Annotated in this window: 13 protein-coding genes and 1 rRNA gene; all 14 read right to left on the bottom strand. The window is 66.8% G+C overall.

Translation table 11 applies throughout. The features are described from left to right. Positions 1–22: 22 nt before the first annotated feature. Positions 23–1330 carry an ISL3 family transposase gene (locus tag H4V95_RS12650; RefSeq protein ID WP_196868266.1) on the bottom strand — a complete coding sequence of 436 codons (1308 nt, stop codon included), beginning with the start codon at positions 1328–1330 and terminating at the stop codon, positions 23–25. Positions 1331–1485: 155 nt separating this feature from the next. Next, positions 1486–1962, bottom strand: coding sequence for an 8-oxo-dGTP diphosphatase (locus tag H4V95_RS12655; protein WP_209730808.1), 477 nt, complete (start codon positions 1960–1962; stop codon positions 1486–1488). Between the two features lie 69 nt (positions 1963–2031). Further along, a complete protein-coding gene (locus H4V95_RS12660; RefSeq protein ID WP_209730809.1) occupies positions 2032–3276 on the bottom strand; it encodes a hypothetical protein in 1245 nt (414 codons plus the stop codon). 1 nt (position 3277) lies between these two features. Continuing rightward, positions 3278–3784: a sigma-70 family RNA polymerase sigma factor gene (locus H4V95_RS12665; RefSeq protein ID WP_312884031.1), complete on the bottom strand. Its 507-nt coding sequence runs from the start codon at positions 3782–3784 to the stop codon at positions 3278–3280. Positions 3785–3878: 94 nt separating this feature from the next. Beyond that, positions 3879–4853 (bottom strand): site-specific tyrosine recombinase XerD, encoded by a 975-nt coding sequence (xerD, locus tag H4V95_RS12670; protein ID WP_209730811.1) that lies wholly within the window; start codon positions 4851–4853, stop codon positions 3879–3881. Further along, positions 4850–5542: an NUDIX hydrolase gene (locus tag H4V95_RS12675; RefSeq protein WP_196867691.1), complete on the bottom strand. Its 693-nt coding sequence runs from the start codon at positions 5540–5542 to the stop codon at positions 4850–4852. Before H4V95_RS12675 ends, xerD begins: the two co-directional genes overlap by 4 nt. A 2-nt stretch (positions 5543–5544) precedes the next feature. Further along, the gene (locus H4V95_RS12680; RefSeq protein ID WP_312884032.1) at positions 5545–7248 is read right to left on the bottom strand and encodes a CTP synthase; all 1704 of its coding nucleotides are present in this window, start codon (positions 7246–7248) and stop codon (positions 5545–5547) included. Further along, positions 7242–8969: a DNA repair protein RecN gene (gene recN / locus H4V95_RS12685; RefSeq protein ID WP_209730813.1), complete on the bottom strand. Its 1728-nt coding sequence runs from the start codon at positions 8967–8969 to the stop codon at positions 7242–7244. Before recN ends, H4V95_RS12680 begins: the two co-directional genes overlap by 7 nt. Continuing rightward, positions 8970–9893: an NAD kinase gene (locus H4V95_RS12690; protein WP_209730814.1), complete on the bottom strand. Its 924-nt coding sequence runs from the start codon at positions 9891–9893 to the stop codon at positions 8970–8972. Continuing rightward, positions 9890–10762 (bottom strand): TlyA family RNA methyltransferase, encoded by an 873-nt coding sequence (locus H4V95_RS12695; RefSeq protein WP_209730815.1) that lies wholly within the window; start codon positions 10760–10762, stop codon positions 9890–9892. Before H4V95_RS12695 ends, H4V95_RS12690 begins: the two co-directional genes overlap by 4 nt. Continuing rightward, positions 10749–10946 (bottom strand): hypothetical protein, encoded by a 198-nt coding sequence (locus tag H4V95_RS12700; protein WP_209730816.1) that lies wholly within the window; start codon positions 10944–10946, stop codon positions 10749–10751. The genes H4V95_RS12695 and H4V95_RS12700 overlap by 14 nt, the downstream gene beginning before the upstream one ends. Continuing rightward, on the bottom strand, positions 10943–11962 hold the full coding sequence (locus H4V95_RS12705) for an HAD-IIA family hydrolase (RefSeq protein WP_209730817.1): 1020 nt from the start codon (positions 11960–11962) through the stop codon (positions 10943–10945). The genes H4V95_RS12700 and H4V95_RS12705 overlap by 4 nt, the downstream gene beginning before the upstream one ends. Then, positions 11955–13448 (bottom strand): hypothetical protein, encoded by a 1494-nt coding sequence (locus H4V95_RS18425; RefSeq protein ID WP_245345695.1) that lies wholly within the window; start codon positions 13446–13448, stop codon positions 11955–11957. Before H4V95_RS18425 ends, H4V95_RS12705 begins: the two co-directional genes overlap by 8 nt. A 209-nt stretch (positions 13449–13657) precedes the next feature. Further along, a 5S ribosomal RNA gene (gene rrf, locus H4V95_RS12715) occupies positions 13658–13774 on the bottom strand. Positions 13775–13804: the final 30 nt, after the last annotated feature.

The following is a 13804-nucleotide window of genomic DNA, read 5'->3' on the forward strand; positions in this document are numbered from 1 at the left end:
ACCCGATCCGGTAACCGGCTCTTCATAATTGAGGGTGTAGTCGGGGTCTGAAGCCGCCGGTTTCCAGGAGTGAGCGGGCGATGTAGTTGGCGATATTGCGGAAGCCCAGGGCTGAGCCTCGGAGGTGTTCGAGGCGGCCGTTCATGGCTTCGGTGGGTCCGTTGCTGGTGCCGGGCCGGTCGAAGTACGCCAGGACGTCGGCGGCCCGGCGTTTGAGGGTCCGGCCCAGAGTGCGGATCTCGGTGAGCGCGGCCGGGACACCGTCGCTGACCGATTCGATAAGTGCTTGCATCAACTCGTGTCCTCGGGCCCGGTCCTCGTGCCGGTAGGCAGCAATCATCCGCTGGTAGATGCCCCAGGTTGCCTCGACTTGGACGTGAGTGTCCGTGGTGAACAGGTCGGTGAGGCGTTGTTCCTGTTTGTCGGTGAGCAGGTCCGCCCCCGTATGCAGGGTCCGCCGTGAGCTGTAGAGCGGGTCGCCCTTGCGTCCGCGGTGACCGCAGGTAGCTTGCTGGATCCGGCGTCGGCACCCATCCAACGCGTCCCCGGCGAGACGGACGACGTGGAACGGGTCCATGACCGCCACCGCGCTGGGAAGCTCCTCGGCGGCCGCGGTTCTGAAGCCGGTGAATCCGTCCATGGCGACGACTTCCACCCCGTCCCGCCACGCCTGTGGGCGTTTGGCTAACCACTGCTTGAACACGGCCTTTGAGCGGCCCTCGACCATGTCCAACAACCTTGACGGCCCAGTCTTTTCGCGAATCGGCGTGAGATCGATGATGACGGTCACGTACTTGTCCCCGCGGCGGGTATGCCGCCACACGTGCTCATCGACGCCGATCACCTTCACCCCGTCGAACCGGTCCGGGTCATCGATCAAGACCCGCTTTCCCTCGGCCAGGACCGCGGTGTTCGCGGTATTCCACGACACCCCAAGGCCCTCGGCGACCCGGGCGACGGTGAGGTGTTGACACACGATCCCGGCCAGCGCCCAGCGCAGGCCCCGTCGGGAGAGTTTCGCCCGCGGCTCGGCGGCCTTAGCGGTGTCCTGCCGCCACACGTGAGCGCATCCGGTGCACCGGTAGCGGCGGACCCGGATCAGCAGCGTCGTTGGCCGCCAGCCGAACGGTTCGTGCGCCAGGCGCCGGGTCACCATGTCCCGTGCAGCGCCTTGGGCTCCGCAGCGCCGGCACCACGAGTCCGGTTCCACTACCTCGCAAACCAGCACCGCACCATCGGGCTTCACCTCCTGACCGATGGCTTCCAGACCGAGTTCATCGAGTCGGCAGAACGTGCTCAGATCGGGTGCAGCGAAGGTAGCGTTGAACACGTTGAGGTCTTCCGGATGGCGAGCGTGAGAACTTCCATCATCGGAAGGCCTCGACCCCTATCCCGTGACCGACGCGCCCATCCCGCTCACACCCCGACTACACCCTCAATTGCGATGAGCCCGGTAACCCTGGTCTATCCGATGAACCAGGCGGGTCAGGCGAAGACTGCGCTGCTCACGGTTTCGTTGTCCTGGTTGAGGGTGACGAGGACGTCCAGCGGTGTGCCGTCGATGACCGACCCCAGCCAGTGTTGCGCGTCCTCCCACATCCCCTCCCACGGCAAATCGTTGACCGGGTACCAGGCGGGCTCCACCTCGACAGTGGGCTCGGGAGTCCCTGACCACTCAACGGCGGTGAAGATTTCCGCGTCCATGTCGGCTGCTGGCTGGGAGGGGAAGCGCCAGCGTACCCGGCCCAGCTGGGTCAGGTTGACCACATCGACGACGACGCCCGACTCTTCGGCGACCTCGCGCACCGCCGCCTGGGCTGCCGTTTCCCCAGGTTCCACGCCACCGCCCAGGGTCACAATCCTGCCGGCTCCAAACCCGGACTTCTTCAGCCCGAGCAGCACTTCGTTTCCTGCCTCGGTGGTCCGGAACAGGAAGCACAGTGCGACGTGGCGGGGTTTCATCAGGCCCCAGTGTAGCCTCCCGATCCCCTACCGAACCGAGTGCCCGGCAGGGGTGTGAGGATGGATTGGCTAGTCGGTAATGACGATCGAGTCCGCGATGGCTGCGAGGGCGTCGAATTCCGCCGACCCGGCGTATGCCTCGGCCTCGGCCAAGGATGCGAAGACCCGACCCGACCCGGAGGGCGAGAGCTGGAAGTTATTTGTCAGGGAAAGTAATCCCACCTCACCGTTGGAGATGACGTTGTAGAGCATGCATCCCTCGCCGGAGGTCGGGTCGTCCGCCAGCACCAATGCGCTGGTCCCCACCAAACGTTCACCGGTGAATACCCGGAGCACAAACTTGGCGTCGACTGGCCCCGCGGGCGTATCGATAGAGACCGGAATCGAACGGACCTCTTGCCAGGGTACGGCGGGCTCCTGGCAGGCACCGCCGATTCCACCCTCGGCCGAGCGTTGCAGGTTCGACACCACCTCCCCGCTGGGGCTCAGAATGTCCAGCCCCTGGACGCCCTCAACAATCTCCCAGTCGGCGGGAACCTCCACCGATAATCCCATTTCGGCGGCCAGGTACGGTTCCGGTGCGGGGTCTGGGGAGGGTTTCTCGAAAGCCGATGGGGGAACCTGTGACACGATCCACTGGCTGTCCGATTCACACGATTCGGGGGTGTAGTAGCCGTCGGTTCCATCAACGGGGATGGAACCGGAAGAGCCACCGCCCCCCAGCGCGATCTCCTGCCCCAGTGCATAGTCAGTGCCGAAGAAAGACAGGATCCCGTCGGCAAAGGAGGTGTCCGTGTTCGGGAAGTAGGGCAGGACCCTCGGGGAACCAGAAGCCTCGATGTAGAGGCAGCCATCGTCGAGAACCAGCCTTCCGGTCAGCAGCGCGGCGTCCGAGCCCTCTCCAGCAGGTGTGTAGGTTGCGAGCGGCGACCCGGCGGCCACCGTTGTCGTGGGCGCGGGCGTGGGGGTGGGATCGCCCGACGGTGTAGCCGATGGAGTGCCTAGGCCGGTCGCTATCGGCTCCGGTTCATCCGCCGGGAGGGGCGGGGTGGCGCCGAAATTTCCCCCGATGACGACGGCGGCTGCCACTGCCGCTGCAGCCGCCGCGACTCCTGCGACTACCGTCCACCGGCGTCGCCGGTTCATCGACACCACCGTTGAGCCTTGCTCATCCTGGTCATCGCTGAAGACCTGTGAAGCAGCACCCTGTACCGGGTCAGTGCCTGAGTCTGAAGGAGTCCCAGTCTCACGGTGGGCCCTGCCCTCTGCACGCAGCGGGTCGAGTCCCCGGATCAGGTTTTCGATATGGTCCATGTCAGGCACCTCCTTCAGCCATCAGTGCGGAGGGTAGCTGGGCGGCGAACGCCTTGCGGGCCCGGTGCAGGCGGACTTTCGCAGTGGACGGACTGCAGGCGAGAACCTGGGCAATATCCGCCACGGGCAGATCATCCCAGTACGCCAGGAGCAGGATCTCCCGTTCCTTGTCCCGCAACCCCAGCAGGGCGTCAGCCACCGTCTGCTGCTGGGCACCCTGTTCGGTGCGCGATTCCAGCACTGCGATGGCACGGATCCGCTGCATGAGCATCTCGGAGCGCTCCCGGCGTCGGTACTCATTACCGACCAGATGGTGGGCCACGGCCAGGAGCCAGGCGATGGTCACTTCCGCGGGATCCGGGTTGCGTTGCCAGGCGACGCGGAAGACATCGTTGGTCAGCTCTTCAGCCGCTTCGCGACTGTTGATCCGGCGGTTGATGTAGTTGAAAACGCGCGGGCGATGCTCCCTATGCAGTGCGGCAAAAACGCCTTCGTCATGCTGCAACACTTGGCCCCCTGACATCACTAACCTGTTCATGCACCGTTAGTTTCCGACAAACCCGCCAAGGTTACGAAAGTGGCCCGGTTACTTTGCCGTCTGTTTAGAGGGCGCGTGGATGCGCAGCAGCATACACCTCGCGGAGTGTATCCGCAGTGACCAGCGTGTACACCTGGGTGGTGGTGACCGAGGCGTGTCCCAGCAACTCCTGGACCACGCGCACGTCGGCGCCGCCCTCCAAGAGGTGTGTGGCGAACGAGTGCCGCAGGGTGTGCGGCGACACCTCCCCGGTAACTCCCGCCTTCTCGGCGGCCGACTTCAGGATGGTCCACGCACTCTGCCGACTGAGCCGCCCGCCCCGCAGGTTCAGGAACAGCGCCGGGTTCCCCCTGCCGTTCGCCGAGAGCGCCGGCCGGGCCCGCACCAGGTACGAGTCGATGGCCTTCGCCGCATACGATCCCAGCGGCACCATCCGCTCCTTGGACCCCTTACCGAACAGTCGCACAACGGCGGGACCCTCCAGCGCCTCATCGACCGATACGTCGTCGACGTCGAGACCGACCGCCTCGCTGATCCGGGACCCGGTCGAGTACAGGAATTCCAGCAACGCCCGGTCCCGCTGGCCGCCCGGAGTATCGGTATTGACCGCCTCAAGGATCCGGGTCACCTCGTCCACCGAGATGGCCTTGGGCAGCCGTTTCCCGGCGATGGGCGGGTGCACATCGTGGGCGGGGTCGGCCGCGCAGATCCCTTCGAGCGCCCAGAACCGGTGGAGGCCACGGACGGCGACGACGGTGCGCGCAGCCGAGCGTGGACTCAGCGGAGCGAGGCCATCCGATCCCGTGGAGATAGCCTGGGCGAACGCCGAAATGTCGTGCCGGGTGATCCGCTGTACCTCGGTGATGGCACGGGCCACGAGGAACCGGTGGTACCGCAGCAAGTCACGCCGGTACGCGGCGAGCGTGTTCACCGACAGGCCACGCTCCACGGCCATGTGCTGGAGGTATTCGCTCATCAGCCGTCCGGGGCCGGTCTCCCGCAGCTCATCGACAGCGGTGCGCGTTGCAGGGGCCGTCATGATCGGCTCTTCAGGACCGATCCGTTGGGCCAGGTGTGGTGCTGGCTGGCATGTTCCGGCCACGGTTCATCGGCGGGCCGCAACCGGTCGTACCCGGTGCTGCGGGCCGCCGCCGCGGCGAGGACTGCCGCGATGGCCGACGGGCTGTGGATCCGGCCTGCCAGAACACCATCGACGGCGTCGTCCAGGTCCACCCATACCATTTCAATCTCGGCTTCCTCGTGGGTCCGTTCGTGCCGTGCATCGGGGTGGATGTCGGTGACGCCCCTCGCCAAATAGATGCGCAGCGCCTCGCTGGACGAGCCGGGTGACAGGAACAGGTCGGTGAGGACGTTCCACTGCTCCGCACCCAGATCGGCTTCCTCAGCGAGTTCCCGGGCCGCAGCGGCCACGAAGTCCTCGCCGGGAACGTCCAGTAAACCGGCCGGGATCTCCCACAGGGTCATCCGCACCGGGTGCCGGTACTGGTTGATCAGGAGCACCTGGCCCGCGTCGTTCATTGCGAGCACGGCGACCGCGCCGGGATGCTCGATGTAGTCGCGAACCAGCTGTTCGTGATCCTCGTCGTCGACCAGGGAGAACGTGTCACTGACGACGTTCCAGATCCGTCCTTCATAGACCACCGACGAGTCCAGCAGCCGCCGGGGGCTTTGCTGGTCGGCGAGGGGCCGGGTCGACGGATCGCCCATGGTCAGGCCTTGACTCCGCGGCGGAGCAGCGCGGCCTTGACCAGACCGGCGAACAGCGGATGCGGCCGGGTGGGCCGTGAGCTGAGCTCCGGGTGGGCCTGGGTGGAAACGTAGTACGGGTGGGTTTCCTTGGGGAGTTCAACAAACTCGACCAGGTTGCCATCGGGAGAGGTCCCGGAGAACACCATTCCTGCGGCTGCGATCTTGTCCCGGAAGTCGTTGTTGACCTCGTAGCGATGACGGTGCCGTTCGCTGACGGTGGTCTTGCCGTAGGTGCGGGCCACGACCGAGCCTTCGTCGAGCTTCGCCTCCCACAGGCCGAGGCGCATGGTGCCGCCCATGTCGCCGTCGCCGTCGACGATGTGCAACTGTTCTGCCATCGTGGCGATGACCGGGTACTCGGTGTCAGGATCGAACTCGCTGGAGGACGCGCCTTCGAGGCCCACCACGTTGCGGGCGTACTCGATGACCATGCACTGCAGGCCGAGGCAGAGCCCCAGGGTGGGAACCGAGTTTTCGCGGGCGTACTTCAGGGCGCCCAACTTGCCTTCCAGGCCTCGGATGCCGAAGCCTCCCGGCACGCAGATCGCGTCGGCGCCGTCGAGGGCCTTTGCGGCACCTTCCGGGGTGTCGCAGTCGTCGGAGGGTACCCAGCGGATGATGACCTTGGACTTGTTGGCGAAACCGCCGGCACGCAGCGCCTCGGTCACCGACAGGTAGGCATCGGGGAGGTCGATGTACTTGCCCACCAGTGCGATCTCAACCGTGTGCTTGGGGTGGTGCACGGCGTCGAGCAGTTTGTTCCACTTGGTCCAGTTGACGTCCTTGAACTTCAAGTCCAGGGCCTGGACGATGTACGCGTCGAGTCCCTGGGCGTGAAGGGTCTTGGGAATGTCGTAAATGCTGGCGGCGTCGGCGGCGTTCACGACGGCGTCAATGTCGACGTCGCACATCCGGCCGATCTTTTCCCGCATCGCATCCGGGACCTCCCGGTCCGACCTGATGACGATCGCGTCCGGCTGGATACCGATGGATCGCAGCATGGCCACGGAGTGCTGGGTGGGCTTGGTTTTCAGTTCCTGGGACGGGCCGATGTACGGCACCAGGGAGACGTGCAGGAAGAACACGTTGTTGCGGCCAATGTCCTGGCGCACCTGCCGTGCGGCCTCAAGGAAGGGCTGTGATTCGATGTCGCCGACGGTGCCACCGATCTCGGTGATGATGACGTCGGGGGCCTTCTTCGCCTCGACGGGTTCGGAGGGCAGCCGCATCCGACGTTTGATCTCGTCGGTGATGTGGGGAATGACCTGCACCGTGTCACCGAGGTACTCGCCGCGGCGTTCCTTGGCGATGACCGTGGAGTAGATCTGGCCGGTGGTGACGTTCGCTGACCCGTCGAGGCTCTCGTCGAGGAAGCGCTCGTAGTGGCCGATGTCGAGGTCCGTCTCGGCGCCGTCGTCGGTCACGAAGACCTCGCCGTGTTGGAAGGGATTCATGGTGCCCGGGTCCACGTTGAGGTACGGGTCAAGCTTCTGCATTGTGACGGATAGGCCACGCGCACGGAGAAGATGACCGAGGCTTGAAGCTGTCAGTCCCTTCCCGAGGGAGGATGCTACGCCGCCCGTCACGAAGACGTGCTTGGTAGTCTTGGCGGACTTCTGGAACCGGGAATTTGTTGATTGCACCACGGAGTTCGAGCCTAGCACTTCGACGCTGTCCGCGCTGCGTCTGCGATCAGTTCTTCGGCGTGTGCCTGTGCGGTGGCCGACTCTTCCTGGCCCGCGAGCATCCGTGCCAGTTCACGGACCCGCTCGGCTTCGGGCAGGACTTCGACGTCGCTGGCGGTGACTCCGTCCCCCGCGGCGGTTGCCGACACGTTTTTCGTCACCCGGATGTGCTGGGACGCGAAGGCGGCCACCTGTGGCAGGTGGGTGACCACAATCACCTGCACATGTTCGGCGAGCATGGCCAGCCGTCGGCCGATTTCGACCGCTGCCTTGCCGCCTACTCCCGCATCCACTTCGTCGAAGACGAACGTGGGAACCGGGTCGACGGCGGCGAGCACTACTTCGATGGCGAGCATCACGCGTGAGAGTTCACCGCCTGAGGCACCCTTGCCCAGCGGTCGGGCTGGCGAACCGGGGTGCGGCTGCAGGAGGAAGGCAAGTGAATCGGCGCCGAACAAGCTCCGTTCACCGGGCGTCACCTCGATGACCAGGCTGGCGGCGGCCATCGCGAGGGCTGACAGTTCGTCGGTGACCCGTTCAGCAAGGGTTGCTGCCGCGCTGGTGCGCAGGACGGTCAGCTCCTTGGCCTGCCCCGCAACCTTCTCCTCGAGGGTGTCGATCTCCGCGGTGAGGGCTTCGATCCGGGTGGAATCGTCCCCGAGCTCACCGAGCCGGAGCTGCCCGGCCTCGGCCCACTCCAGAACCTCATCGATGCTGGGCGCGTATTTGCGGACCAGGACGGCCAGTTCAGCCCGCCGGGATTCGACCTCGGCGAGCCGACCCGGCCCGTCGCTGTCGAGGGACGCACTGTATCCGGAGAGTTCCGTGGAGATGTCGGTGAGGATGTAGCCCACCTCGGCGAGCCGGCCGGCCAGTGCGGCCAGCGCCGGGTCATGGTCCCCCGCCGATTCGAGTTGGCGTTTGGCGGCGTCAACGAGCACTGTGGCGTCCTGGTCGTCCGCGAATTCCCCCGACACGAGCGCCTGGTGGGCCTTGTACGCCGCGGTGCGGAGCTCCTCGACGTTTCCCAGCCGCATGGACTCCGCCTTGAGGTTCTCGTCCTCACCGGGTTGGGGCGCCAGGGCTTCGATCTCTTCGAGTGCTGCCTGCAGCGACTCGGCGTCGCGGAGCCGCTCCCGCGAGTCGGTGCGCAGCCGGTCCAGCTCGGCAACCGCGTCCTGCAGGCGACGGTAGCTTTCCTGGTACCGGGTCAGCGCCGTGGAGAGCGATGGCCCGGCGAACTTGTCGAGAGCTTCGCGCTGGGCGGTCGCGGTCTTGAGGCGCAGCTGGTCCGACTGGCCGTGCACCACCACGAGGGCGGCACCGAGTTCCGCGAGGACCCCCGCGGGGGCGGACCTGCCGCCGACGTAGGCGCGGCTGCGGCCTTCGCCGTTGACCGTCCGCGCGACGATGAGTTCGGCTGACCCGTCTGATTCCTCCAGTTCGCCGCCGGCTTCCGCAGCGCGCAGCGCAGCGGTGCTCTGCGGGGCAATCCTGAGGACCGCCTCGGCTGACGCTGCCTTCGCCCCGAGGCGCACTGCGCCGGCGTCGGCGCGGGCACCGAGCAGCAGACCCAGGGCAGTGACCACCATGGTTTTGCCGGCACCGGTTTCGCCGGTCACCACGGTGAACCCACCGGAGAGGTGGAGCGTGGCATCGGTGATGACGCCCAGGTCGCGGATACGGATTTCTTCGATCATCTAGCTCGTGCCTCCTGCGTGGCTGGCAGGGCCTCGCCAGCCCTGCGTGGGGAGCGAAAACTTATTGACCAGGCGTTCGGAAAACGGGGACAGCAGGGTCCGTGCCAGCCGGACCGGGGTGCCGCAGCGGCGGACCTCCACCCGCGCTCCTGGCGGCAGATGGACCGTACGCCGGCCGTCGCACCACAGGACACCGGCAGCGTCGGTGCGGGTCAGGATTTCCACTGCCAGCACCGAGGTCGGGGCGATGACCAGCGGCTTGGTGAACAGCGCGTGGGCGCTGATCGGCACCATCAGGAGGGCCTCCAGCTCGGGCCAGACCACTGGGCCACCGGATGAGAACGCGTACGCCGTGGACCCGGTGGGGGTTGCCATGACCACCCCATCACAGCCGAACGAGCTGACGGGACGGCCATCGACCTCCATCACCACCTCGATCATCCGTTCACGGCTGGCCTTCTCGACCGCCGCCTCGTTGAGCGCCCACGTCTGGGAGACGAGGACGTCGCCCTGCCAGACCTGGACGTCGATCGTCATGCGCTCTTCGACGGTGTAATCCCGGTCGACGACGCGCCGCACGGTCTCCGTCAGGTCGGCCCGCTCGCTTTCGGCGAGGAACCCGACATGGCCCAGGTTGACCCCCAGCAGGGGGACTTCGGATCCGCGGACCAGCTCCGCGGCGCGCAGGATGGTGCCGTCACCACCGAGCACCATCCCCAGCTCGATGCCCTCCAGCCCGACGTCGACCCCCAGGGTCTCGGTCGGGGCGGCCAGCACCCCGTACTCGTCCTGGATGTCCTTGAGTTCCTCGACCCGCATGACGGGGATCAGCCCGGCGTGGTGCAGCTGCGTGCAGGCCTCCTGAGCAGCAGTCATTGCGTCCCGTCGCCCGGTGTGGGCGAGAACCAGTATCCGTCGTGTCATTGAGGCTCCGTCGTATCCAGTGCGCCGTGCGGCGTGCCGGTAACTAGCCGGGCATCGGTCAATCCAGTGCTGGAGTCCAGCACCTGCAAGGTCAGGAGATCTTGCTCCTCCTCGATCCTAGGCACCAACGGTCCCATGGGCACGGTTATCCACACAAAGAACTCAACATTTCCGTCCTGGCCCGGCAGCGGACTGCGAATCAGACCCGCAATGGTGAGCCCCAGCCCCAACGCGTGGCGGACCACCAGGCCAACTGCCCGCCTCCGCTCCTCCTCGGAGGCGACCACGCCCGAGGAGTTGAGTTTCCCCTTGCCCACCTCGAACTGGGGTTTGATGAGCAGGACCATGTCCCCACCTGGCCGCGTGGCACGTGCCAGTGGCAACAGCACCAGGGTGAGGGAGATGAAGGACAGATCGGCCACCGTCAGCTCGGCGAGCCCTCCGATGGCCTCGGGCTCCAGCTGGCGCACGTTGAGACCTTCGACCACTTTCACCCGAGGGTCCCGGCGTAGCTTGTCGACCAGCTGCCCGTGCCCGACGTCGACGGCGGCAACGCGCGCCGCCCCCGCGCGCAGGAGCACCTCGGTGAACCCTCCGGTCGAGGCGCCCGCGTCCAGGCACTGCTTCCCCTCCACCTGGATCGAGCTGAACGCGCGCAGGGCGCCGTCGAGCTTCACCCCGGCCCGGCTGACGAAGTCGGGGGCCCCGCCGGTGTCGACGGTCAGGTGCTCGGTCTCCGCGACTTTGGCGGCGGCCTTCGCCTGGACGACGCCGTCGCGGCGGACCCGCCCGGCAGCGATCAGCTGGGAGGCCTGAGACCGGGAACGGGCGAGACCCCGCACCACGAGGGCCTGGTCAAGGCGTGTCATGGTCCTCGGCGGGGTCGGCGTTGAGCTCGCCCAGCAGATCGTTGTGCAGGCCTGTGTAGAGCGCGTTGTGTTCGTCGACCGGAAGATCGTGGAGGGCGGTCAGCCGACCGGTCAGGGCATCAACGCTACTGTCACCGGTGGGATCCGGCGCGGGCGGGAACACCGGGGCGTCGTCGTCGGTCATCGCTGGGGGTCTTCGGCGAGCACCCGGGGACCGTCGGACATCACGAGTTCGGGCTGCGTGGCGGTGGTGATGTCCGGGTTGGCACTCCACCAGGCGCTGCAGGCCGCCCGCCACGTCTCAAGGCTCTCGCTTTGCCCTGTCAGGTGGAGCACTCCGCGCTCCACCCAGGCTGACGCCGTGCCGCAGCTGTGCACCCCGTCAACCACGGTGATGTCCGGGTACGGTTCGTAAAGGTCAGCCAGGCTGGCCAGGAGGAACCGGGGGCGTTCGTCGGTGACCGCGGCCAACGCCGTCCTCGCGGTGTCGACGCCGGTGAGCACCAACGCGGTGTCCATGCGGGCCCGGTTGCCGCCCAGGATGTCGGTGTCGAGGCGGTCTCCCACCACCAGCGGCCGGCTCACCCCGAGGTGCTTCGCCGCAGTGGTGAACAGCGGCGCTTCGGGCTTGCCTGCCACGACGGGAGTCTCGCCGGTCGCGGCGGTGACTGCCGCGACGAGCGCCCCGTTTCCGGGGGCGATGCCGCGGGTCTGCGGGATGGACAGGTCGGTGTTGGTGGCTACCCAGACCGCACCGCCAGCCACCGCGTAGGCGGTTTCGGCGAGATCCTTCCAGGCAAGCCCCGGGTCGAAGCCCTGGATCACTGCCGCGGGGGTGGGCTCAGCCGAGGTCACCGGGATCATTCCCTGGGCAGCAACCTGATCAATGAGGGTCTGGCTGCCGGTCACCAGGACTGTCGATCCCTCGGGTACCAGCGTGGCCAGCAGCTCGGCCCCGGCAAGGGCGGACCCGAACACCTGGCCTGCGGTCGCCGGGGCCCCGAGCTCACGCAGGTGAGCGGCCACCTGCTCAGACGAGCGGGACGCGTTGTTGGTGATGTACGCCAGGGCGACGCCGGCACCCGCCAGACGTTCCAACGACTCCACCGCTCCAGGAATGGCGTGGGGACCCGCGTACACCACACCATCCAGGTCGGCCAGCAGCGCGTCGTAGGAAGAGATCAGTGAAGCCTCAGTCATGGTTCCTTTCGGTGTCCTGCTCGTCGTCGTCAGCGGGAGCCGTGGCTGAATCACCGGCAGGGACCACTGCATCGTCTCCCGTGGTGGAATGCTGCTCGACCTCGGTGGGTTGGGTCCGTGCCCGAACCGGGGCCGGCCTGTTCAGCGATCGCCAGGTGACCGGTGCGCGTGGCGCGTCCTCACCCGGTGTCTCTTCGGCGCCCTGTCCCCCGCCCGGTGCGGGCTCTGAGCCTTCCGCCGGCATGTCGTCATCGCTGGAGACCACTGTGGGCAGCTCGTTTGAATCAGCTGCATCATCCGGGTCATCGTCAGAGTCAGTGTCGTAATCCACTGCCTGCCCGGCCTGCCGTTCTGTCAGCGGCGCGTTGCCGGGACTGCTGGCCGGAGCGGAGGCAACCCGCCGTTTGGCCGCGGAGGCGTCAGGAATCTCTTCGTCGTCGCCAGCAAGGTCGAAGATGTCCGGTTCGGCGAAGTCTCCGAGGCCCAGGGCACTGTCGGCAATGCCTGCCTGACGACGCCACTGATCGGCCTCGGCAGTCCGTCCGACGGCAGCCAGCGCTTCGGCGTAGGCGCGGAAGAGACGGGGGCTGTAGCTGAAGGCGCGGTTGCGGTCGAGCTGACTGATTTCGAGCGCTCCGACGGCAGCGTCGAACTGCCCAAGGTCAGTGCGCGCCCCGGATACCACCATGGCGAGCTCCGCCTTGCCAGCCGAGCTGAGCCCCTCGGCTTCTTCAGAGCGCGCCAGATCCAATGCACGGTCGGGCCGTCCGAGGCCGCGTTCGCAGTCGGCCATGACGGGCAGGTGATCGTTGGAGCCGCTGATGCGGCGGTAAGTACGGAACTCGCGGAGAGCTTCCCCATAGTGTCCTGCGGCATAGGCAGTGAGCCCTACTGCCTCGCGGACGACGGCGAGCCGGCCTCCGCGACGGCTGGCGGCAAGTGCATGCTGGAAGGCCAGTTCGGGTTCGTCCTCCAGGAGGCGGCCGGCCATCACCAGGTGGCGTGCCACCCATTCCGCGCTTTTCTCTTCAAGGTTGCGGATCTGCGCCCGGGTGACCCGGTCAAGTTCGGCACCGGTGACATCCTCGTCGATGTTCGGGGACCGCTCACGGTCAGGCCGGTTGGCGCTGCGCAGGTCCCGGGCATTGAACGAACGTTTCCCGGTTTCGGTGCGTTCGGATCCGCCCCTGTTTTCGTCGCGGGGGCCGCGCGTCGCGCCCGCACCGCGTCCCGCAGAGAACCCGCCGGCGCTTCTGCCGCCGGTCGAGGATCCGCCGCGTTGGCCATCGCGCTGACTATCCCGTGGCGCGCCTGTTCCACCGGTGGTGGGACGGGCGCCTCGATACCCTGCGGACCGGTCATCGCGGGACCCGGAGCCTCGGGGAGCATCGCTCTGCTTGCCAAACGACCGGCCACCCTGCGTACCTGTTCGATCGGGCCGGCGATCTGCCCGGTCCGCCCCCTGATTGCGGTCTTGGTCGGCCATGGCTACGCGGTTCCTCTCATATCAAACAGACCTGCATATCTGCAGCGTCCGTTCGGTCTCTCTATGAATCTATATCTGGTGGCGGGCTTCGCTGAGCCTGCCGATTACTTCCCTACCCATTGTAGGGGCCGCGGGCTAAGTGCCGCCTGTGGTGGGGTGGTTAAGTGCGGAAGGCCCCACCGTGGGGTGGGGCCTTTCGTCTAATGGTTGTCCGGCGGCGTCCTACTCTCCCACACTCTCTCGGGTGCAGTACCATCGGCGCTGTGGGTCTTAGCTTCCGGGTTCGGAATGGGACCGGGCGTTTCCCCCACGCTGTGACCGCCGTAACCCTTTTACCCGTTCCCCCTGGTGTGGTT

This window comes from Arthrobacter sp. CAN_C5, from assembly GCF_017875735.1.
GTDB lineage: Bacteria > Actinomycetota > Actinomycetes > Actinomycetales > Micrococcaceae > Arthrobacter_D.